Source organism: Sphaerisporangium sp. NPDC005289, from assembly GCF_040607455.1.
GTDB lineage: Bacteria > Actinomycetota > Actinomycetes > Streptosporangiales > Streptosporangiaceae > Sphaerisporangium > Sphaerisporangium rhizosphaerae.
The window spans coordinates 73,524-95,376 of record NZ_JBEXGS010000002.1; the positions used below are offsets into that span (position 1 = coordinate 73,524).

Below are 21,853 nucleotides of genomic sequence, written 5' to 3' on the forward strand. Positions count from 1 at the left end.
CGATATCCGTTCTCTGTTTCGTCATGACTTGTCACCCGCGGCCAGATCGGCGGCGCGGTCGATGGCGTCGGTGAGCCGTTGCCGCTCGCGGCTGATCCACTGACCCTCCGGGTAGTTGCGGAGGAACGCCTCGGCGAACTCGACCGGGTCCTCCCCGACGACCTCGCGGACCGGGATCCCGTTCGCCGCGCTCTGCTCGAACAGGTCGGCGAGATCGTCCAGCATCGCCAGCAGGCTGTCCGCCTTTCCCGGCCCGAAGTACAACATGTACCGCTGCAGTGCGTCGATCGCCGTGTGGTAGTCCGCGGGAAGCCGCTCCGTGCGCGCCTTGTACCGCCGGTAGCGCTTTTTATGCTCGAACGGCCCGGTGACCAGTTCCAGGTACCGCAGGTAGCGATTCTTCTGCTCGATCGGATCCGTGGTCATTCTCCATTACCTCCGTCGCGGAGCTGTTCGAGCCGTTCGGCGAGAAAACTCCAGGTCTTCCAGAACTCTTCGAGGTACCCCCGTCCCTGAGCGTTCAGGGAATACACCTTGCGCGGCGGCCCTTTCTCGGACGGAACCTTCTGCACGTCGACGAGACCGCGCTGTTCGATCCTGATGAGCAGCGCGTAGACGGTGCCTTCGGCGATGTCGGAGAAGCCCTGGTCGCGCAGCCACGCCGTGATCTCGTAGCCGTACGCGGACCGGCCGGACAGGATCGCGAGGACGATGCCCTCCAGCGTCCCCTTGAGCATCTCCGTCACCAGCTTGCCCATGAGGCATCCCTCCTCCAGCTACTTGGTGACACTAGCTACTGGTACATAGTAACGCTGAATAGCGACGGCGCAAGCCCGCGTGGCTCCCTCGCCCCACGGACGACCGGTCCGGCTCTCCACTGGCACGGGATGCCGCGGATCAGGGAGTAAGTGGGATGCAAGGGAGCTTTCAGGGGGTTCGCCCAGACTCTGCGGAGGAGATGCCTGAGGGGGTGGAGCCATGCGAACGCGCTTGCGGATGGCGGCGGCGGGGCTGAGCTTGGCGGGAATGGCCGTGGTGCCGGGGGTCACCGGGGCCGCCCCGGCGGAGGCGGAGCGCGGGGTGGCGGTCGGCACGCGGCTGGCGGCCCGCACCGATCCGGCGGTGCAGCTGATCGAGACCGACTACGCCGCGACCGTCACCGTGCCGTCGCCCAAGGCCAAGAAGGCGTTCTCCGCGCTGTTCGACGCGGCCGCCCGGCACGCCAAGGCGGGGCGCATCCCCGCCGACCACCAGAGCCAGGCCAAGTGGGTGCTGCGCACCGCCGCCGGGCACGTCGAGCGCTACCTGGCCCCGGCCGGGCCCGCGCGCACGGCCAAGCTGGTCCGTCCTGGCCTGTGCACCGGCTGGTGGGTGACGCCGGACGGGTACATGGTGACCGGCGCGCACTGCGTGAGCGCGACCCGGGCGGCCCTGCGGCGGTTCTACGGCGCCAAGGTGCTCCCCACGGTGACCGGGGCGGACGCGAAGTCGTTCCTCACGGCGATCCGCAGGAGCGCCCAGCCGGACGACGAGCTGGTGCGGCTGGCCAAGGAGATGTTCGGGCGGTTCAACGCGCGGCAGATGCGGGTGACCGGGATCCACCGGAGCATCGCCGTCATCACTCCGCTGCCCGGCGGCGGCAGGGACAAGACGGCCAAGGTGACGCCGATCCGGTTGATCGCCAAGGGCCGCGACTACCCCGGTGAGGACTTCGCCGTGCTCAAGATGCCCGGCGCCCATGACCTGCCCACGGTGCCGCTCGGCCGCGACTCCGACGTCCGCGTCGGCGACCCGCTGTACATCAACGGGTTCCCCGGGCTCATCACCACCAACACCGCCGTGTTCGACCTGCGCTCGCGGCTGTACCCGGCGCTGACCGAAGGCGCCTACAACGCCCGGCGCACCACCGTGCTCGGCGTGCCGTACATCCAGGCCCAGGCGCCTTCCTACCACGGCAACTCCGGCGGACCGGTCTTCGACGAGGACGGCAAGGTCATCGGGACGCTGATCGCCGGCTCGGTCGACCCGGCCACCGGCGAGACCGCCGAGAACCACAGCTTCATCCTGCCGGTGAGCATCGTGCGCAAGCGGCTGGCCGCAGCCGGGGTCGCGCCGTCCGCCTCACGGACGACGGTGCTGTACGACGCCGCCTTGCAGGACTTCTTCTCCGGCCGCTACCGGGCGGCGCTCCCCCGGTTCCAGCGGGTGCGCGCGATCTTCCCCGCCCACCCCTACGTCGCCTCGTACATCACCGAGTCGCGGCACGCCATCGCCGCCGGCAAGGACAGGACTCCCCGCCGCTGACCCCGCCCTGTCCCGCCGGCCGCCGGAGATCAATCGAGAGGCGGAGGGAACCCCGACTCCCCGCGACCCACCAAGGACCCGCCGCGTCGGCGCCCGAGGAGGCTCGCGAGTCTCGGAACACGGGTACGCCGGCCCCCGCGGCCGTGGCCCGGCTCGCCGTTCGCGGCGGCCGAGTCGCCATTCACGAGGGCCGAAGCGCCGTTGGCCAGGGCCGGGTCGCCGTTCGCGCGGGTGGGGTCGCCGTTCGCGCGGGTCGGTCGACCGGTGGCCAAGGCCGGGTCGTCGTCCACGCGGGCCGGGTCACCGGGTCTGTGGTCCTGGTCGCCGTGCGGGGGCCGCGTGGACGGGGGCCCCGCGAGGGCGTCGGGGGTGGTGGGGACCTGGCCCCAGCGGGCCCTGACCATCCATTCCACGTAGGACTGCATGCCGGAGTTCATCGCACACCTCGTTTCACGTCGCCGGGTCACGGTCGTCGTCGGGGGCGGGCTGGAAGAGGCCGAGAAGGGCGCCGAGCTCGGTGCGGTCGCCGATGCCGAGCTTGCGGTAGGCGCGCTGCAGGTGGTTCTCGACGGTGCGCACCGACAGCACGAAGTGGGCGCTGATCTCCTTGCTGGACATGCCCTTGGCGGCCAGCTCGGCGATCTGGTGCTCCCTGCGGGTGAGCCGCGGCCGTTCCAGCGCGGACAGGGCGGGAGTGCGGGCGCCGCTCGACTTGGCCAGGCGCAGCGCCCTGGCCGCCGCGGCCGAGGCGGCGGCGAGGTCGCCGGCCGCGCGGTGGCAGTTGGCCTGCTCGGCCGCCGCCTCGGCGGCCAGCAGGGGGCTGCCGAGCCGCTCGAGACCGGCCGAGGAGGCGGCGAGCCCGTCGCCGTCGCCGGCGGCGGCCGCCGCGACGTGCGCCGCGTACAGCGGCACCGCGCCGCCGCCGGCCTGCCCGGCCAGCTCGCGGAGCCGGCCGAGGACGTGCTGGGGGGCGCCCATCCTGGCCACGTCGTGCAGAGCGAGGGCCTCCATGCCGACGGCGCCGAACTCGCGGGCGAGCGCCGCGCCCTTCTGGGCGATGGCGGGGGCGTCGGGAGAGTTGCCGGCCGCGGCGACCCATGAGCGGGCCAGCTCGATCCACGGCTGGAGCAGCCACAGGGACCGCTGGTCCAGGCCGTCGGCCTCCGCCAGGGCCCTGCGGGCCGCCTTGACGTCTCCCGCGAGCGCGAGGCCCTGGGCGAGCTGGGCGAGCAGGACGGCGAGCAGGCCGCGGTTGCCGTGGTCGCGGGCGATGGCGACGCCCTCGCGGCAGCGGTGCAGCTCCTCGCGGACCTCGCCGCGCGCCCGGGCGACCAGGCCGCGCAGCAGGCAGAACCAGGCGATCGCGAAGGGGAACTGCCGCGCCACCGCCCGGTCGTACCCCTCGGTGGCGCACTCCTGGGCCTCCAGGAAGCGGCCGGTGAGCAGGCAGGCGTGCACCCGTCCCAGCTCGATGAAGATCTCCAGCCAGGGCAGCTCGCCCTGCCAGCGCATGCTGTGCTCGCGGGCCTCGGCGAGGGCGGCGAGGCTCTCCTCGGGCCGCCGCAGGAAGGCCAGCGCCACGCCGCGGGCGACCTCGGCGACGCAGCGGGCGCGTACGCCGGCGGGCGTCTCGGCCATGACCTGCTCGGCGAGCACCACGGCCGTCTGGCAGCGTCCGGCGAAGACGTGCAGCAGGGACTGCAGGGCGCGCAGCTCGGCGCGGGGTTCGCCGCCGTGCAGGTCGTGCAGCTCGGCGCGGAGCAGCAGCCACGCCTCGGACACGCTGTCGAGGCCGAAGGCGAGGTTGAAGGCGCGGACGCCGGTCAGCAGCGCGCGCTCGCGCTCGCGGGTGGGGCGGCCGAGACGGGCGAGCTGCGCCTCGGCGTCGCCGGGCCGGCCGGCGAACATCAGCCCGTAGCCGAGCGGCTCGGCGATCTCCACGCCCTTGCCCGCGGCGACGGCGCAGGCGGCGAGCTGCCGGCTCAGCGGCAGGTCCATGTGCGACCAGGCGCTCCTCATGGCGGCGGCGACGGCGCCGGCGGGCGGCTGCACGCCGTTCTCCAGGCGCCAGGCCGCGACCCTGAGCAGGTCGTCCGCGCCGGGTTCCGCGGCCTCGACGGCGTCGGCGAGCTCTTCCCTGCATCGGCGTGCCCGCAGGCGCGGGGCGCGGGCGCGCAGGACGTCCCCGTACAGGGGGTAGGCGAGCCGCGCACGGTCGCGGCCGCCGAGCCGCTCGACCTTGACGATGCCGCGCGCCTCGACGGTCTCGACGGCGGCGCGGGAGACCAGGGCGGCCAGGACGTCCGGGCTGACCGAGTCGCCGAAGGCGAGCAGCTCCAGGGCGCTGCGGCATTCGGGGGTGAGGCCGGCGAGGCGCTTGTCGACCAGCCCGGCCAGCCGGGAGGTGACCGGGAGCGGATCGCCGCCGCGCCAGACGCCCTCGGCGAGGGTGAGCGCGCCGGTCTCGAGCATGGCGGTGATCAGCTCGCGCAGCAGGAAGGCGTTGCCGCGGGTGGCGTCCCAGCACCGCTGGACCAGCACGCCCTCGGCCGGGCCGCCCAGCGTGGTCGAGAGGATCTCCCTGACCTCGTCGCGGGTGAAGGGGCGCACCTCGATCCACTCGGCCAGGCCGCTGGTGCACAGGTCGGCGACGGGGTCGGGGACGCCCTCGCCGCTGCGCGAGGCGGTCAGGACGAACGCCTCGCGGTGGCGGGCCATCTGGAAGGCCAGGGCCACCGAGGCCTCGTCGAGCTGGTGGGCGTCGTCGATGACCAGGAGCAGGTCACGGCCGCCCGACTGGCCGATCAGGGCGTCGGCGGCCATGCGCAGGGCGTTGCCGTTGAAGGCGGTGTCCATGAGAGCGGCGGGGAGGTACTGCGCGAAGGCTCCGAAGGGCACCGCCGAGGTGGCCTGGCAGGCGCAGGCGCGGACGACGTGGAACCGTTCCTCGTCCGCCCGCCGGACCACCTCGGCGAGCAGCCGGCTCTTGCCGGCGCCGCCGTCGCCGATGAGCGCGGCCCCGGACAGGCCGGGGTGACGCATGGCGGCGGCGATGCGGTCCAGCTCGTCGCGCCGGCCGACGAAGACGTGCCCGAGCTCGGCCATCGCGACCCATGACCGCGGAACGTAGAGCGGGGAGCGCCCGTCGCCTGTGATCAGGCCGACCTGGTCCGGCGCGACAGGGACTTCGAGCGTCATATCGCCTCTCCCGTGTCATCGTTGCGCGTTTCCCGATCATTGTCATTTAGCGCCCATCTCCGACACCAGTGCGCCGGTCATTCGGCCGATGTGAATCCGTCATGTGCGTTCCCTTACACGCTCACAATGGGCCCCCACCTGCGCCGTTACCGGCGGCAAAGCGGGTGAGTAACGACCCGGCGCCCATTGAGTAGCGCCGTGCGGCCAACAGAGCAGCGCGAGGTATTACCTCGCGATAAACCGTTGCCTACCTTGGTCGCAGGCAAGGCTGAAAGTTCCGATCGGACCGGCACTCCGCGCACAGAACAGGGAAACCCGACACGAGAAAGCGGCCCAATGCGTATAACGAAAACGTCCGCCCCATGGCCCGCCGAGGTCGTCGAGAAAGGGTGGAGCCACGGCAGGCTCCCCATTACGGCGACCAGCGAATGGAACGAGTTCGCCAAGTACTGGGAAGACCTTCCGGCCGACGAGTACGTCAGGGAAAGTCACGGCACCACCCGGCTCCGCCGCATCGGGCACCTGCTGGCCCGCGGCGGCGAGGGCGCGGGCGTGACCATGGAGAGGGCGCCGCACGGGGCCTTCTACCAGAGCACTGAGATCAATTCGGTGTACGGCGGGCAGGTGCGCACCTTCGCCCCGATCACCGCCGAGACCTACGAGAACCTCTGCTTCCGTGCGGCCCTCGAACATGACCTCGCCCTGGTCAGGCGCCTGGAAGGCGACCATCAGACCTGGCTGGTCACCGTGCACCTGATCCGCATCGTGGCCACCGGCGACGCCGCGTCGGCGCCGGCCCCCGAGGGGCGGCACAGCGACGGCCACGACTACGTGATCATGCACCTGGTCAACCGGGAGCGCTGTTCCGGCGGCCTCAGCCGCGTGTTCCGCAAGGGCGGCGACCGTCCCGCGCTGGAGCACACGCTGCTGGAGCCGATGGAGACCGTCGTGATCGACGACCGCACGATGGAGCACGAGGTCACCCCGATCAGGCCGGCCGACGCCACCAGCGCCGTCCGGGACATGATGATCATCGATTTCGACCGCGTGCAGCCCGGCGGCTGAACCGACCGCCGCCCCGGGCGGCGCCCGCACGCCATCGGCGCCCTGCACCTCGAGGGCGCCGCATGCGAGGCGCGCGCGAACGCGCCGGCCCCGGGCGAACCGGCCGGGCCGGACGTCCCGTCACCCGAAACGCCAAACCACGCCGAGGAGTTGTCATGGCAAACATCACGGCCGCCCCCGCCTGCCTGCAGTGCGAGACGGACATCGCCGTGCCGTCCGACGTCGAACTGGGCGACATCCTGGCCTGCCGCGGCTGCGGCCAGGAGCACGAAGTGCTGGACACCGCGCCGGTCGTCCGTCTGGACCTGGCGCCGGAGGTCGAGGAGGACTGGGGTGAGTGACGCCCCTGCGGACGTGCTGGTCTCCGTCACGATCATGCGCCCGGAGGAACGGCTTCTCCTCTCGGCGTTCCGCGCGGCCGGTCTGACCGCGCGGTCCGTGACGCCCCGCCACACCACCGCGTTTCTCAACGACCCGGCGCTCGCGCCGCGGCTGGTCATCCTGCGCAACGTCTCCCACCGCGAACTGGCGGGGATGTCCGACCGCTTCGAGCATGCCGGCATCCCCACCCTGAACTCGCCCGCCGCCGTGCGCCTGTGCCTGTCCAAGGACCTGCAGGCGCTCGCCTTCGCCCGCGCCGGGCTCCCCCACCCGACCACCCGCATCGCCTTCTCGGCCGAGCAGGTGGGCGAGCAGATCGAGGCCCTCGGCGGCCACGCCGTCGTCAAGCCGGTCAGCGGCTCCTGGGGCCGGGGCATCGTGCACATCACCACCCCCGCGGAGCTGGCCGCCTGGAGCGGCGGCTGGGAAGGACTGGACCCCGGAGGGCGCTCCTTCCCGGTGGTCGTGCAGCAGTACATCCCCAAGCCCGGCTTCAACGAGCGGGTGATCATCGTCGGGCACACGCCGGTCGTGGCCTACAAGCAGGTGAGCCCCGACCTGCGGACCAACACCCACCTCGGCGGGACGGTCGAGCCGATCCCGCTGTCGCCGAGGTCGGCGGAGCTGGCCAGGCGCGTCGTGGACCTGTTCGGCCCCGGCTTCTACGGCGTCGACCTGGCCGAGTCGGCCGAGACCGGCGAGCTGTACGTGCTGGAGGTCAACACCAATCCCGAGTTCGCCAAGTCGGTGAGCGTCCACGGCGTCGACATCCCCGCCCACCTGGCCCGCTTCGCCCGCTCGGTCATCGACGCCCAGGACCGGGCCGGCAGGTTCGCCGAGCGGAAGGAGAGGGCGGCATGACCGAGCGGATGAGAGTCGCCGTGCTCGGGGCGAGCGGCTTCATCGGCGCCGAGCTGATCCGGCTGCTGAGCGACCACCCGCAGGCCGAGGTGTCGTTCATGTCGTCCCAGCAGCACGCGGGCAAGCCGCTCGGGCAGGTGGTGTCCGGGCTGCGCAACTCGCGGCTCGCCGGACGGCGGCTGCGCGCCGCCGACGAGCTGTCCAAGGTGGACGTGGCCTTCTCCTGCCTGCCCAACGGAGTGCTCCCGCGCATCCTCGACGAGGTGAGCGGCCAGGCCGACCTGGTGCTGAACGTCGCCGGCGACTACCGGCTGCGCGACCCGGGCGAGATCGCCGAGCACTACCCCGAGTCGGCGGAGGGCTGGCGCGAGCCGATCCCCTACTACGTGCCGGAGTTCACCGCCAAGCCGAGCGAGCCGGTGGTCAACCTGCCGGGCTGCATGGCCTCGGCCGGGCTGTACGCGCTGTACCCGCTGTTCCGCGACGGGCTGGTGGAGCCCAGGGCGGTGGTCGACGCCAAGACCGGCTCCAGCGGCGGCGGCAACCACAGCGCCGAGCATCCGGCGCTGCGCGACGGCAACGTGCGGGTGCACAAGCTGCACGGGCACCGGCACGCGCCGGAGATCCGCCAGGCCCTGTCCACCTGGACGGGCGCCGCGCCGGAGCTGCAGTTCTCCGCCTTCAGCCTGCCGGTGACCCGCGGGGTGTTCGCCACCGCCTACACCTGGCTGCGCGAGGGCGTGGACGCCGGCCAGGTGCGCCGCGCCTACGCCAGGGCCTACGCGGACGCCCCGTTCGTGCGCATGAGCAACGGGCGCTCGCCGATGGCGTTCCCCATGCTCAAGACCGTGGTCGGCTCCAACACCGCCGAGGTCGGGGTGTCGGTGGAGGGCTCCCGCTGCGTTGCGGTGTCCGCCCTGGACAACCTGATCAAGGGCGGGGCCGGCCAGGCCGTCCAGGCCATGAACCGCATCTTCGGCCTGGAGGAGACCCTCGGACTGCCGGAGGTGGGACCATGGCCGTGAGCCGGGCCGCCGGGTACGGCGCCCCCGCGTTGAAGGCCGTCAACGGCCACCGGGCGCTGTACGTGGTCAAACTGGGCAGCTCGACGCTGCGCCACGACGGCGTGTACGACGAGCTGGCCGAGCTGAGCGGGCGCGGCGTCCGGCTGCTGGTGATCACCGGCGGCGCGGCCGACATCAAGTTGCACTACGCCCTCATCGGCCGGCCGGTCAGGACGCTGACCCTGCGCGGCGGCGACGAGGTGCGCTACTGCCCTCCGGAGGAGATGGCGCACATCATCGACGCCTACGAGCAGATCACCCTGCCCCGGGTGCGCGAGGAGCTGGGCCGGCGCGGGCTGTCGGTGTTCGCCACCACCGGCCGGGCCGAGAGCCTGGTCACCGCGACGCCGAACGGCCCCATCCGGGCGCTGGACGGCGACCGGCAGCGCTTCGTGCGCGACCACCGCGCCGGCACCGTCGCCCAGGTGGACGGCGCCCGCCTGGCGCGGCTGCTGGAAGCCTTCGACGTGGTGTGCCTGTCGCCGCCGGTGGCCGCCACCGACGGTGGCTCGGCGCTCAACGTCGACGCCGACGTGCTGGCCGCCGAGGCGGCGCTGGCCCTGGACGCCGACCACCTGCGGCTGGTGACCGGGACGGCGGGGCTGCTCACCGACCCGGCCGACCCCGGCAGCACGCTTCCGGAGGCCGCCGCGGGCGAGGGCATGGGCTACGCCGGGGGCCGGATGCGGCAGAAGGTGCGCGCGGCCGAGCTGGCGCTGGCGGGCACGCCCGACATCGCCATCACCGGCCCGCACACCCTGGACGCGCGGGGCGGCACCCGCTTCTGGCGGGCCCCCGCCCCCGCGCCCGACCTGGGGCTGCTGACCCGGATGGTCGAGCTGTCCTCGGTGTCGGGCGACGAGCGGGAGCTGGCCGACTACCTGGTCGACTGGTGCGCCGCGAACGGCGTGGACGCACGCGTCGACGCTGCCGGCAACCTGGTGGCCACCCGCGGCACCGGGCCGCGGCGGCTGCTGATGCTCGGCCACCTGGACACGGTGCCCCACCGGTGGCCGGTCCGCTGGGACGGCGAGGCGATCACCGGGCGCGGCAGCGTCGACGCCAAGGGCAGCCTGGCCGCCTTCCTGGCCACGCTGGCCGCCCTGGAGGTGCCCGAGGACGCCACCGTGCGCGTCGTCGGCACCGTCGAGGAGGAGCGCACCGCCGAAGGCGCGTTCTACGCCCGCGACCACTACCCGGCCGACGCGGTGATCATCGGCGAGCCGAGCGGGGCCGCGGCCCTGACCGTCGGCTACCACGGGGTGTGCAAGGCGCGCCTGAGCGTGTCCCAGACGACCGCGCACACCGCGGGCAAGGCGGCGCGGACCGCGGCCAGCCGGATCGCCGACGCCGTCACCGCGGCGGAGGCGGAGGTCGCCCGCCTGGGCGCCGACACGCTGTTCGCCGTGCTCAGCCTGCGCGCGGGCAGCCAGGGCGAGGCTCAGACGGCCGAGGCCGTCGTGGACGTGCGGGTCCCGCCCGGCACCACGACGAGCGAGGTCATCGACGCCCTGCGCAGGGCGGCCCCCGACCCGGTGCGCGTGGAGACCCTGCTGGCGACCCCCGCCGTGGCCACCCCGCGGACCAGCGCGCTGGTCAAGTCGTTCACCCGCGCCCTGCGGGCCACGACAGGCGCCTCGCCCCGGCTGCTGGCCAAGAAGGGCAGCAGCGACATGAACACCCTCGCCACCACCTGGCGGGAGGTCCCGATGGTGGCCTACGGGCCGGGCGACGCCTCGCTGGACCACACCCCGCACGAGCGCCTGGAGGCGGCCGAGTACCGGCTGGCCGTCCAGGTGCTCGGCGAGGCGGTGCGGCGCTGGCTGAGCGACGGCACCCCCGCCGCGTCCCCGGCGTCCCCGACGCCCGCGGTCACCGCCGTACCCGCAGTGTCCCCGCTGTCCCCAGTGTCCCCAGTGTCCCCTGTGCCCGTCGTCGCGGGCGCCGTCACGACGGGAGAGAGGAGATGAACGACATCGACCTGGCTCGTGAGCGCGCCCTGCGCGCTCGCGGGTCGGTGGTGGACATGGCGGCGAGCCCGGCAGGCTGCCACCTCGGCGGCAGCCTGTCGGTGCTGGACATCCTGATCGCCGCGCACACCGTCGCGGAGTCCAGGCCCGGCGTCGAGGTCGTCCTGAGCAAGGGCCACGCCGCCGCCGCGCTGTACGCGGTGCTGCACCAGACCGGCGACATCGAGGAGGACCCCGCGCCGCGCTACGGCAGGGCCGGCGGCCCCTACACCGGTCACCCCTCCCCCAAGGTGCCCGGCGTGCGGTTCCCCACCGGCAGCCTCGGCCACGGGCTCGCCTACGCGGCCGGCTGGGCGCTGTCGCGGCGGCTGCTCGGCGAGCCCGGCGGCGCCATCGCCGTGGTCGGCGACGGCGAACTGCAGGAGGGCCTGGTGTGGGAGACCCTCCAGATCGTCCAGGCCAAGCGCATCGGCGGCCTGACCGTCGTGGTCGACGTCAACGGCGGCCAGAACGACGGGTACGTGGCCGACATCTCGCCGATGACCGACCTGCCGGCGCGGCTGGCCGCGTTCGGGTTCGAGGTGGCCGAGGTGGACGGGCACGACATCGAGAAGCTCGCCGCCGTGCTGGTCCCCGAGGACCGGCCCAAGGCGGTGCTCGCCGCGACCGTCAAGGGCAAGGGCGTGCCCGCCACCGAGGGCAAGGCCGCCTCCCACTACGTCAAGATCAGCCCGGCCCGCGCCCGGCAGTGGAAGGCGGTGCTCCGATGACGCTCCCCGGACGCGAGGCCTACAAGGACGAGCTGACCGCGCTCGCAGCCCTCGACCCGCGCATCGTCTGCCTGGAGGCCGACCTCGGCGGCCCATCGCATCCGTTCGCCGAGCGCTTCCCCGAGCGGTTCCTCAACCTGGGGATCGCCGAGGCCGCCGCGGTGGACATCGCGGTCGGGCTGGCCTCGGCCGGCCTGCGGCCCTTCCTCAGCACCTTCGCCGCGTTCGGCACCTGGCGGGCGGCCGAGAGCGTCAAGCTCGGGCTCGGCTACCAGCAGGCGCCGGTCGTGCTGGTCTGCCCGTACGGCGGGGTGTCCGGCGGCTGGTTCGGGCCCACCCACCACAGCCTGGAGGACCTGGCCGTGGTGCAGAGCCTGCCCGGGGTGCGCATCGCCGTGCCGTGCGGCGAGGCCGAGACCCGGGCGGTCATCCAGGCCGCCGCCGACGAGGACCGGCCCTGCTACGTGCGGCTGGCGCGCAACGAGCCCTACGAGGCGCCGTTCGAGCCGGCCGGGCGCGGCGAGGTCGGCTGGGTCAGCGGCACGGGCGGGCCCACCCTCCTGGTGTCGGTCGGCGAGAAGCCCGCGCAGCTCTGCGTGGCCGCCACCGAGCGGCGCCCGGACCTCTCACACGCCCACCTGTGCTGGGTGGACTTCGAGAGCCTGTCGCAGGCCGCCGCCGAGCTCGCCGACCACGCCCGGCGGATCGTCGTGGTCGAGGAGCACCGGGCCGCCGGCAGCGTCGCCTCGACGCTGGCGCTGCTGCTGCCCCGGCACGAGGTGCACAGCGTCAACGCCGGGCCCTCCTGGCCCTCGGAGGGCGGGTCCCACGACGAGACCCTGGCCGCGCTCGGCCTCACCGTGCCCGCCGTGCTGGCCGCGGCGGGCGCCGGCGAGACCCCAGCGGGCGCATCGGTCCTCGGCGCGTCCCGCCCGGCGCGGCCCCACGACCCCCTCACCCGTCCGGCGGGCGCCCCCGCCGGCCGTCCCACCCCCAGCATGGCGAACCCCGGCGCCACGCTCTCCCCCACGACCTGAGCCAGGGAGCGACATGACAACGACAACCCACAGCAGCGCCACCGCCCTCGAGGTGACCCGCCAGACCCTCGCCGACCCGGCGCTGACCAGGCGCAGTCCCGGCGAGGAGTTCGCCTGGACCGTCTCGCGCGGCCGGGAGGACGGCGACACCGTCGTCCCGATCCACGGCTACCTGCCGGCGGCGTTCCCGCTGTTCGCCACCCGCCCGCGCTACACCGTCCGCCACCTGCTGAAGGTGGCCAGCGTGAGCGACCGGCCCTCCGCCTACGTCCGCGAGGCCCCCCAGGCGGGCCGGGACGTGCCCGGCAACACCTACGCCAGCACGCCGGAGTCGGCGTTCGGGCCGAGCGTCCAGCACGCCGAGCTGACCGACCTGGTGATCGACGTCCCGCTGCCGAAGGGCCTGCTGGACGAGCCCGCACTGCTGGCCGCGTTCGTCGACTACCGCGTGCTGGTCCGCTTGGGCGTGGTGGAGAACGAGTCGCTGCTGCACGGCACCGCCGACGGAAGGATCAGCGGCCTGCTGACCCTGCCCGAGGTGCGCACCGGCGAACTCGGCGACGACGTCTGCGCGGACCTGACCGCCGCCGCCGCACGCGTGGAGGACACCGGCGGCTCCTGCGACGGCATCGTCGCCCACCCGTCCCTGTATTGGCGGCTGGTGCAGGACGGCACCCTGAGCAAGCTCACCGAGGTGGGCATCAAGGTGGCCCGCACCCGCATGATGCCGCGCGGCAAGGCGCTGCTCGGCGACTTCCGCGCCGCGGTCACGCTGCTCGACCCGGGCGTGTCGTCCCTGTCACTGCGCAGGAACGCCGGGCCCGAGGGCGAGGACGTGGTCAGGGCGCACGCCCGGGTCGGCCTGGCCGTGCACCTGCCCCAGCACTTCCTGCTGCTGTCCCGCCCCTGATGCGACCGGAGGTTCACCCACGATGACAGACCGACCCAGAGTCCTGTACATCACCGGCTGGCTGCGCAGCGGCAGCACCCTCCTGGGGAACGTGCTCAACGAGCTTCCGGGGGTGCTTCACGCGGGCGAGCTGCACTATCTGTGGCAGAACGGGGTGCTGCGGGCGGGTACGAACTCGGTCTGCGGCTGCGGGGAGCAGGTTCGGGCCTGCTCCCTGTGGTCGGCGGTCCTCGCCTCCACCGGCGAGCAGGACCTCGCGGCCGCGGCGCGCGGCATGACGGCCGCCCAGCGGCGGCTGCTGCGCACCCGGCACACGCGGGCCCGGCTGGCCGAGACGCGGTCGGGCCGGCCCGCCCCGGCCCGGGTGGCGGCCGTGCTCGACCGGATGGCCGGGCTCTACCGCGAGCTGGCCGCCCGGGGCGGCGAGCGGCTGGTGGTCGACGGCTCCAAGTACCCGGCCGAGGCTGCGGCGCTGCTGGGGCGCGACGACCTGGACGTGCGGGTGCTGCACGTCGTGCGCGACCCGCGCGCCACCGCCCTTTCGTACCACAAGAGCAAGCAGTACATCTCCCCCATGAGCCCGGCGGCCAGCACCGCCTACTGGACGGGGTTCAACGTGGCCTCCGAGCTGGTCGGCTCCGCCGCCGGCGACCGCTACCTGCGGGTGCGCCACGAGGACCTGTGCGCGGCCCCGGCCGAGGTGGTCGAGCGGGTCATCCGGTTCGCAGGGCTGGACGACGCGACGCCGGTCGACGCCGGCGGGACCGTCCACCTGGGCGGCAACCACACCGTCACCGGCAACCCCGACCGGCTGCGTCAGGGCGCGGTGGCGATCCGCCCGGACGAGCGGTGGCGCACCGACCTGCCGGCCCGCCACACGGTGACGGCGACCGCTCTGGCCCTGCCGCTGCTGCCCCGTTACGGCTACCCGGTGCAGGTGCCGGGCCGCCGCACCCCGATCGGAAAGGAGAGCCTGAGATGGACCTCGGACTGACCGGGCGGGTCGCCCTGGTCGCGGCGGCGAGCAGCGGGCTCGGCCTCGGCGTGGCGCGCGCGCTCGCCGCCGAGGGCGCGCACGTGTCCATCGCCGCCCGCGACCCCGAGCGCCTGGCCGCCGCGCACGCCGAGGTCGACGCCGCCGGTCCCGGGCGGGTGCTGAGCACCGCGGTGGACCTGCGCCACGACGGCGCGGTGGCCGGCTGGGTGGAGCGCACCGTCGCCGCGTTCGGCGCGCTGCACGTGGTGGTGACCAACTCCGGCGGGGTGCCGCACGGCCGGGCCGACGCCTTCACCCCTGACCAGTACCGGGAGGCGATGGACTCCTCCATGCTCCCGCACGTGGCGCTGGCGCTGGCCGCGCTGCCGCACCTGAAGACCGCCGGCTGGGGCCGCGTCCTGCTGATCACCTCCGAGGCGGTGCGCCAGCCGCTGCCGGGCACCGCCCTGTCGGCGACCGCCCGCCTCGGCCTGCTGGGCTTCGCCAAGGGCCTGGTGCACACCCTGGGCGCGAGCGGCGTCACGGTGAACGTGCTGGCGCCCGGGTGCCACCGCACGCCCGCGTTCGAGACCTTCCTGGATGCTCGCCTGGCCCACGACAAGGAGACCGCGCTCAAGGAGATCACCGCGGAGATCCCGCTCGGCACGGTCGGCGATCCGGACGATTTCGGGGCTCTGGCGGCGTTCCTCGCCAGTGAGCAGGCGCGGTTCGTCACCGGCACGGTGCTGGTCGCCGACGGCGGCAACACGCGGGGGCTGGGATGAGGGCGGCGGTGATGGACTACCAGCTCGGGCAGCTCGACGCGCTGGAGTCGGAGGCGATCCACGTCTTCCGCGAGGTCGCCGCCGAGTTCGAGCGCCCCGCCCTGCTGTTCTCCGGCGGCAAGGACTCCATCGTCCTGCTGCGCCTGGCGGAGAAGGCGTTCTGGCCGGCGCCGATCCCCTTCCCCGCGGTGCACGTCGACACCGGACACAACTTCCCCGAGGTGCTGGACTTCCGCGACCGGCGGGTGGACGAGCTCGGCATGCGGCTGGTGGTGGGCTCGGTGCAGGCCTCCATCGACGCCGGCCGGGTGGCCGAGCCGGGCGGGCGGTGGCCCAGCCGCAACCGGCTGCAGACCACGACGCTGCTGGACACCATCGCCGAGCACCGGTTCGACGCGGTGTTCGGCGGCGCCCGCAGGGACGAGGACAAGGCGCGGGCCAAGGAACGCGTCTTCTCCTTCCGCGACGAGTTCGGCCAATGGGACCCCAAGAACCAGCGGCCCGAGCTGTGGAACCTGTTCAACACCCGCATCCGCAAGGGCGAGCACATCCGGGTGTTCCCGCTGTCCAACTGGACCGAGCTGGACGTGTGGCAGTACATCGAGCGCGAACGGCTGGAGGTGCCCTCCATCTACTTCGCCCACGCCCGGCGGGTCTTCGAGCGCGACGGCATGCTGCTCGCCGAGAACCCGTACCTGTCGCCCGGCCCGGACGAGCCGGTGTACCGGACGACGGTGCGCTTCCGCACGGTGGGCGACATGACGTGCACGGGGGCGGTCTCCTCCGCCGCCTCCGACGTGGACTCGATCATCAAGGAGATCGCGGTCGCCAGGACCACCGAGCGCGGGGCCACCCGGGCCGACGACCGCGCGAGCGAGGCGGCGATGGAGGACCGCAAACGCGAGGGCTACTTCTGACCCTCAGGCGCCGGCGGGGAGCCCGCGCCGTCGACCGCCTCCGGGCCCCCGTCCCGCTTCCGCCCAGCCCTCCGCAATCACCCCCGCAATGACACGGGCCACTTCCGACTCGGCGAAACGAGCAGCCATGACCATGGACATCCTCCGGTTCGCGACGGCCGGCTCGGTCGACGACGGCAAGAGCACGCTCGTCGGCCGCCTGCTGTACGACTCCAAATCGATCTTCGAGGACCAGCTCGACGCGGTCGAACGCGTCAGCCTGGCCCGCGGGAACGACCGCATCGACCTGGCGCTGCTCACCGACGGCCTGCGGGCCGAGCGGGAGCAGGGCATCACCATCGACGTGGCCTACCGCTACTTCGCCACGCCCAAGCGCAAGTTCATCATCGCCGACACCCCCGGCCACGTGCAGTACACCCGCAACATGGTGACCGGGGCCTCCACCGCCGACCTGGCCATCGTCCTGGTCGACGCGACCAAGGGCGTGCTGGAGCAGAGCCGCAGGCACGCCGTCCTGCTCAGCCTGCTCGGCGTGCCGCACATCGTGGTGTGCGTCAACAAGATGGACCTGGTCGGCTACAGCCAGGAGGTCTTCGAGCGCATCAAGGACGAGTTCACGGCGTTCGCCGCCAAGCTCACCGCCTCCGACGTGACCTTCGTGCCCATCTCGGCGCTGAACGGCGACAACGTGGTCGCCCGATCGCCGGAGATGCCCTGGCACGAGGGCGGCTCGCTGCTGCACCTGCTGGAGACCGTGCACATCGCCTCCGACCGCAACCTGGTCGACCTGCGCTTCCCCGTGCAGTACGTGATCAGGCCGCAGACCGGCGACCACCGCGACTACCGGGGCTACGCGGGCCAGCTCGCGGGCGGCACGCTGCGGCCCGGCGACGAGGTGCTGCACCTGCCGTCCGGGCTGACCACCCGGGTCACCGCCATCGACACCCTCGACGGGCCGGTGGCGGAGGCGTTCCCGCCGATGTCGGTGACGCTGCGGCTGGCCGACGACATCGACATCTCCCGCGGCGACATGCTCTGCCGTCCCCGCAACGCGCCGTCGGTCACCCAGGACGTCGACCTGATGGTGTGCTGGATGGGCGACCAGCCGATGCGGCCGCAGTCCACGCTGACCGTCAAGCACACCACCCGCACCGCGCGGGCGCAGGTCCGCGACCTGCACTACCGGCTCGACGTGCACACGCTGCACCGCGACCAGGACGCCGGCGTCCTGCGCCGCAACGAGATCGGCAGGGTGAGCCTGCGGGTCACCCGCCCGCTGTTCTGCGACCCCTACTCGCGCAACCGGCTCACCGGCGGGGTCATCCTCATCGACGAGGCGACCAACGCCACGGTGGGCGCCGGAATGATCACCGGGTCGGGCGGCCTCGACTGAGGTCCCGCCGACCGTCACGCGGACGCGGCGCCACCCCCGGGACGGACCCGCCCGGGGGTTCCGGGCGGCCGGTCCGCGAATTGAGTAACGCCGGGCGCCAATGGAGTAGCGCCGGCCATTAACCCGGCACCGCCGCCTTTCGTACCTTCGTCTTGGCAAACGGCGCCGCCCCCGTATGTCCCCCTTAACCGGAAGGAGCTCCGATGCCCACCTTGCGACCGTCGGATCTCGATACTCTCGCCACCGCCGTCGTGGACTCCATCGCGGTTGCCCTCGACCCGGACGCGCCCCAGTCGGGCCTTTACTACTGGGAGTGCGCGCGCCCGTTCACCGGAGCGGTGGTGGAGGCCGTGCGCGACGCCGAGGACCCCGCCGTCCGGGAGCTCGGACGCGCCCTGATCGCCGACCCGTCCGACGCCGGCCGGTACGCCGCCCTGCGCGAGGCCCTGAAGGCGCCCGAGGCGCAGGGTCCGGGACTGGACCGCATCTTCGACCTGGCGTGGCAGTCGGAGTGCAACAACCGCCTGGGCCACCATGTGGGCGCCGCCTACACGGCCAAGGAGAGCGTGGTCACCGTCGAAGAGCTGCGCACCCTGCCGCCGGGGCCCGGGCTGCCGGCCGGCGCCGACCCCGAGGTGCTCATCGTCGTGCCCTTCCGCGACCGCGACACCGGCGGCGCCCGCCTGCGCAACCTGCTGGCCTGCCTGCAGTCGCTGCGCGACCAGTCCTTCCCCCGTGAGCGCTACCAGGTCACGGTGGTGGAGTCCGACTCCTTCCCGCGCTGGCGCGACGTCATCGAGCCCTACGCCGACAACTACCTGTTCGCCCCCAAGGCGAGCACCTTCAACAAGTCGTGGGTGGTCAACGTCGGCGTGGTGCACTCCCCCGGCCACTCGGAGGTCATCTCCATCCTGGACGCCGACGTGCTCGCCGACCGCGAGTTCGTCGAGCGCAACGCGACCCGGTTCGAGCGGCCCGGCACGATGGGCCACCTCACCTACCGCAACATGCTGTGCCTGGACACCCCCTCCAGCCAGAGGGCGATCAAGGAGCGGCTGTGGGATTGCGCCGGCCAGCCTGATCTGGACCGGCTGCGCGGCTACACGCTGCGCCGCGGGCCGGGCTGCTCGCTGTGGGTGCGCACCAGCGCCTTCCACCGCATCGACGGCATGGACGAGCGGTACGAGGGCTGGGGCGGCGAGGACATCGACTTCAACTACCGCTTCGACTTCGCCAACGCCTACGACAGCTACGACGACCCGCTGCTGCACCTGCGCCACCCCCCGGCGTCGGCGCTGCGCGAGGACGGCGAGCTGACCAACGCGCACATCCCGCCGCTGAGCTGGAAGCCCGAGGAGCCCATCGGGCGCATCGACCGCTTCGCCCACGAGTTCACCGAGCGCGCCGAGCGCGGCGACTCGGCGGAGCGCGCCGCGGCGGTGGAGGCGGCATGACCCTCATCCACGACCTGTCGGCCGCCGGCAGGTCCGAGCGGACCCTGGGCACCGACCGGATCGACCGCAACCTCGACCTGGCCGGCAAGCTGTACCAGCGGTCGGTGTACCCGAGCGCCGCGGAGGTCGCGCACGGGCGCAGGCTCGGCTCCCCCCTGGTGGTCGACCTGGACCCGACCACCCTGTGCGACCTGGCCTGCCCCGAGTGCATCAGCGCCGGGGTGCTGCACAAGGGCCAGCTCTCGCGCGACCGCATCGTCGAGCTGGCGCACGAACTGGCCGCCTCCAGCGTCAAGGCGGTGATCCTCATCGGCGGCGGCGAGCCGCTGATGCACCGGTCGATCGGGACGATCATCACCATCCTGTACGAGGCCGGCATCCAGGTCGGTCTGGTCACCAACGGCACGCTCATCGCCCGCTACATCGACCAGCTCGCCGAGATGGTGTCCTGGGTGCGGGTGTCGATGGACGCCGGCACGATGGAGACCTACGACAAGTTCCGGCCGAGCCGCCGCAAGACCAGCGTCTTCCCGCTCATCGTGGACAACCTGCGGGCGCTGGCCGAGCGCAAGCGCGGCGCGCTCGGGTACTCCTTCCTGCTGATGCAGCGCCGCGACGCCGCGGGCGCCGTGGTCGACACCAACTACCACGAGGTGTACACGGCCGGGAAGCTCGCCAAGGACCTCGGCTGCGACTACTTCGAGCTGAAGGCGATGCTCGACGACGACCACTTCACCGTCAACCAGACGCCCGCCGACGTCGCCCTGGTCGAGGAGCAGATCGCCCGGCTGCGCGAGCTGGAGGACGGCTCGTTCCACCTGCTCGGCTCCTCCAACTGGGAGACGGTGCGCCACGACCTGGACCCGGTGCAGCCCAAGGACTACCGCACCTGCCACGTGGCCGAGCTGCGCACGACCGTGACGCCGAACGGCGTGTTCGTCTGCCCCTACCACCGGGGCAACGACAAGGCCAGGCTCGGCGACATCAACGAGTCGTCCTTCGCCGAGCTGTGGGCCAAGGCCGACACCACCGTCGTCGACCCGAGCACCGACTGCCGGTTCCACTGCGCGCGGCACCAGACCAACCTGGAGATCGCCGCGATGCCGGGCCGTGGCCGGCCGGTGGAGCTCCTCGACGACTTCGACCCCTTCATCTAGGCGGCGGGAATGCGCATCGCGGTGATCGGAGCGGGGCCCGCGGGCCTCACCAGCGCCAAGCAGGCGCTGGAGGCGGGACATGACGTCGTGGTGTTCGAGAAGCACGACGACGTGGGAGGCATCTGGAATCCGGCGTCGCTCGGCGCCTACGAGGGCGTCAGGATGCAGACCTCGCGGTCCGGCTTCCCGTTCTCCGACTTCGCCCCGCGGCAGGGCGGCGACTTCCTGACCGTCCCCGAGGTGCACGCGTACCTGCGCGGATACGCCGAGCGGTTCGGGGTGTGGCCGGTCATCCGGTTCGGGCACGAGGTGACCCGGGTGGCCGGCGGCGAGGGCGACTGGCACGTCACGGCCGAGTGCCGTGGCGTGCCGGTCACCGCCCGGTTCGACGCGGTCATGGTCGCCAACGGCGAGCTGTGGCGGCCCAGGGTGCCGCCCGCCGCCGGCGAGGCGCCGCACGGCGTCCGCGTGCTGACCGCCAAGGACTACCGCCGCCCGGACGCCTTCCGCGGCCTTCGCGTGCTGGTGGCCGGCGGCGGGGTGAGCGGCGCCGACATCGCCTCGGAGCTGGTCGGAGAGGCGGCGGCGGTCGACTGGGCGGTGCGCCGCAAGGCGCTGTTCCTGCCCCGCGACTGCGGCGGCCTGGCCAACGACATGCTGTTCTCCTACATCGGCCGGGTCGCCCTGGAGGAGATGCCCTACGACGGCTACCTGGCGTGGCTGTCGCGGCTGATGCCGGAGTACATGGCCATGTACCGGGACACGGGTCTGCTGCCGGAGACCGGATTCCACGGCGCCGTGCACGTCAACGAGAAGATCGTGCCGCACGTGCACCGCGGCGAGGTGGGGGCCCGCGCGGCGTTCGACCGCTTCGCCGCCGACGGCCGCGTCGTCTTCGCGGACGGGACGTGGGGCCGGTACGACGCGGTGATCCTGTGCCTGGGGTACCAGATGCCCGACTACGGGTTCGTCGAGGGCTTCGACCGCCGGGAGCTGTACGAGCACTTCTTCTGGTACCGGGACCCGTCCCTGGTGGTGGTCAACACCCCGGTGGACACCGACGCGTTCGGCACGGCCTGCCCGTACTTCGAGGCCATCGCCGGATGGGCGCTCGCCGTGCTGTCGGGCAAGGCCGAGCTGCCGGGCCGGGAGGAGATGGCCGCCTGGTGCGAGCGCCACATGGGCGCGCTGCACGAGCGCCGCTACTACGACTGCTGGCTGGAGACCGTCCGCATCGGCCTGGACAGCGGCGCGCTGCCCGACCCCGCCACCCAGTTCGCCGACTACTGGCGGCTGGTGTCGGGGGTCGTCGACCCGGCGAACCTGCGGCCGGGCGCGCAGACCGACCGTCCGGCGCCCTGCGACGAGCTGTTCGACCTTCCCGGCCTCAAACTGCGGCTCCTCGCCTGGCTGCCCCGGCCGGCGCTGGACGCTCTGCTGGCGTCCGGCCAGATCGGCGCGGCCGAGCACGCCGGGGCGCTGGAGGTGCCGCCGGCGCGCCGCGTCGCCCCGTGGCTGCCCTACCGCCAGCGGCTGCAGGGCGATCCCCAACCGCCCGCCGCGGGGACGGCGTCCCTGCGGGCGCGTCCCGGGCCGGACGCCGGCTAGTCC

Annotated in this window: 19 protein-coding genes; 16 read left to right on the top strand and 3 right to left on the bottom strand. The window is 73.2% G+C overall.

Annotation, left to right across the window (positions count from 1 at the left end; all coding sequences use genetic code 11):
* Positions 1 to 21 precede the first annotated feature (21 nt).
* Both ABZT47_RS03235 and ABZT47_RS03240 read right to left on the bottom strand, forming a co-directional pair.
* Entirely contained in the window at positions 22 to 426 is a 405-nt protein-coding gene (locus tag ABZT47_RS03235) for a DUF1048 domain-containing protein (RefSeq protein WP_354835601.1), read from the bottom strand.
* Positions 423 to 758: a PadR family transcriptional regulator gene (locus ABZT47_RS03240; protein ID WP_354835603.1), complete on the bottom strand. Its 336-nt coding sequence runs from the start codon at positions 756 to 758 to the stop codon at positions 423 to 425. Before ABZT47_RS03240 ends, ABZT47_RS03235 begins: the two co-directional genes overlap by 4 nt.
* A gap of 220 nt (positions 759 to 978) precedes the next feature.
* Here ABZT47_RS03240 and ABZT47_RS03245 point away from each other — a divergent pair, with 220 nt between their 5' ends.
* On the top strand, positions 979 to 2,304 hold the full coding sequence (locus ABZT47_RS03245) for a serine protease (protein WP_354835606.1): 1,326 nt from the start codon (positions 979 to 981) through the stop codon (positions 2,302 to 2,304).
* Between the two features lie 450 nt (positions 2,305 to 2,754).
* On the opposite strand, the gene ABZT47_RS03250 is transcribed toward ABZT47_RS03245, so the two are convergent.
* Positions 2,755 to 5,502 (bottom strand): LuxR C-terminal-related transcriptional regulator, encoded by a 2,748-nt coding sequence (locus tag ABZT47_RS03250; RefSeq protein WP_354835610.1) that lies wholly within the window; start codon positions 5,500 to 5,502, stop codon positions 2,755 to 2,757.
* A 336-nt stretch (positions 5,503 to 5,838) separates the two neighbouring features.
* On the opposite strand from ABZT47_RS03250, the gene ABZT47_RS03255 reads away from it, so the two are divergent.
* The 15 genes from ABZT47_RS03255 (at position 5,839) to ABZT47_RS03325 (ending at position 21,850) form a co-directional block, all read left to right on the top strand.
* On the top strand, positions 5,839 to 6,567 hold the full coding sequence (locus ABZT47_RS03255; RefSeq protein ID WP_354835612.1) for a 2OG-Fe dioxygenase family protein: 729 nt from the start codon (positions 5,839 to 5,841) through the stop codon (positions 6,565 to 6,567).
* Positions 6,568 to 6,722: 155 nt separating this feature from the next.
* Positions 6,723 to 6,908 (top strand): lysine biosynthesis protein LysW, encoded by a 186-nt coding sequence (locus tag ABZT47_RS03260; protein ID WP_354835614.1) that lies wholly within the window; start codon positions 6,723 to 6,725, stop codon positions 6,906 to 6,908.
* Positions 6,901 to 7,809 carry a RimK family alpha-L-glutamate ligase gene (locus ABZT47_RS03265; protein WP_354835616.1) on the top strand — a complete coding sequence of 303 codons (909 nt, stop codon included), beginning with the start codon at positions 6,901 to 6,903 and terminating at the stop codon, positions 7,807 to 7,809. The genes ABZT47_RS03260 and ABZT47_RS03265 overlap by 8 nt, the downstream gene beginning before the upstream one ends.
* Positions 7,806 to 8,834, top strand: a complete 1,029-nt coding sequence (gene argC, locus ABZT47_RS03270; RefSeq protein WP_354835618.1) for an N-acetyl-gamma-glutamyl-phosphate reductase — start codon at positions 7,806 to 7,808, stop codon at positions 8,832 to 8,834. The genes ABZT47_RS03265 and argC overlap by 4 nt, the downstream gene beginning before the upstream one ends.
* Complete coding sequence (locus tag ABZT47_RS03275; RefSeq protein ID WP_354835620.1) at positions 8,825 to 10,843, top strand: M20/M25/M40 family metallo-hydrolase; 2,019 nt, start codon at positions 8,825 to 8,827, stop codon at positions 10,841 to 10,843. The genes argC and ABZT47_RS03275 overlap by 10 nt, the downstream gene beginning before the upstream one ends.
* Entirely contained in the window at positions 10,840 to 11,613 is a 774-nt protein-coding gene (locus tag ABZT47_RS03280) for a 1-deoxy-D-xylulose-5-phosphate synthase N-terminal domain-containing protein (protein WP_354835622.1), read from the top strand. Before ABZT47_RS03275 ends, ABZT47_RS03280 begins: the two co-directional genes overlap by 4 nt.
* On the top strand, positions 11,610 to 12,650 hold the full coding sequence (locus ABZT47_RS03285; RefSeq protein WP_354835624.1) for a transketolase: 1,041 nt from the start codon (positions 11,610 to 11,612) through the stop codon (positions 12,648 to 12,650). The genes ABZT47_RS03280 and ABZT47_RS03285 overlap by 4 nt, the downstream gene beginning before the upstream one ends.
* Positions 12,651 to 12,663: 13 nt before the next feature.
* Positions 12,664 to 13,560, top strand: a complete 897-nt coding sequence (locus ABZT47_RS03290; RefSeq protein ID WP_354835626.1) for a family 3 encapsulin nanocompartment shell protein — start codon at positions 12,664 to 12,666, stop codon at positions 13,558 to 13,560.
* Positions 13,561 to 13,582: 22 nt separating this feature from the next.
* Positions 13,583 to 14,554 carry a sulfotransferase gene (locus ABZT47_RS03295; RefSeq protein WP_354835628.1) on the top strand — a complete coding sequence of 324 codons (972 nt, stop codon included), beginning with the start codon at positions 13,583 to 13,585 and terminating at the stop codon, positions 14,552 to 14,554.
* Entirely contained in the window at positions 14,539 to 15,321 is a 783-nt protein-coding gene (locus ABZT47_RS03300) for an SDR family oxidoreductase (RefSeq protein ID WP_354835630.1), read from the top strand. Before ABZT47_RS03295 ends, ABZT47_RS03300 begins: the two co-directional genes overlap by 16 nt.
* Before the next feature lie 11 nt (positions 15,322 to 15,332).
* Positions 15,333 to 16,238 (top strand): sulfate adenylyltransferase subunit CysD, encoded by a 906-nt coding sequence (gene cysD, locus ABZT47_RS03305; RefSeq protein ID WP_354835632.1) that lies wholly within the window; start codon positions 15,333 to 15,335, stop codon positions 16,236 to 16,238.
* 127 nt (positions 16,239 to 16,365) lie between these two features.
* The gene (locus ABZT47_RS03310; RefSeq protein ID WP_354835635.1) at positions 16,366 to 17,631 is read left to right on the top strand and encodes a GTP-binding protein; all 1,266 of its coding nucleotides are present in this window, start codon (positions 16,366 to 16,368) and stop codon (positions 17,629 to 17,631) included.
* 203 nt (positions 17,632 to 17,834) lie between these two features.
* A complete protein-coding gene (locus ABZT47_RS03315) occupies positions 17,835 to 19,085 on the top strand; it encodes a galactosyltransferase-related protein (RefSeq protein WP_354835637.1) in 1,251 nt (416 codons plus the stop codon).
* Positions 19,082 to 20,242 carry a radical SAM protein gene (locus tag ABZT47_RS03320; protein WP_354835639.1) on the top strand — a complete coding sequence of 387 codons (1,161 nt, stop codon included), beginning with the start codon at positions 19,082 to 19,084 and terminating at the stop codon, positions 20,240 to 20,242. The genes ABZT47_RS03315 and ABZT47_RS03320 overlap by 4 nt, the downstream gene beginning before the upstream one ends.
* A gap of 9 nt (positions 20,243 to 20,251) precedes the next feature.
* Positions 20,252 to 21,850 (top strand): NAD(P)/FAD-dependent oxidoreductase, encoded by a 1,599-nt coding sequence (locus ABZT47_RS03325; protein ID WP_354835641.1) that lies wholly within the window; start codon positions 20,252 to 20,254, stop codon positions 21,848 to 21,850.
* The last annotated feature ends 3 nt before the right edge of the window (positions 21,851 to 21,853 follow it).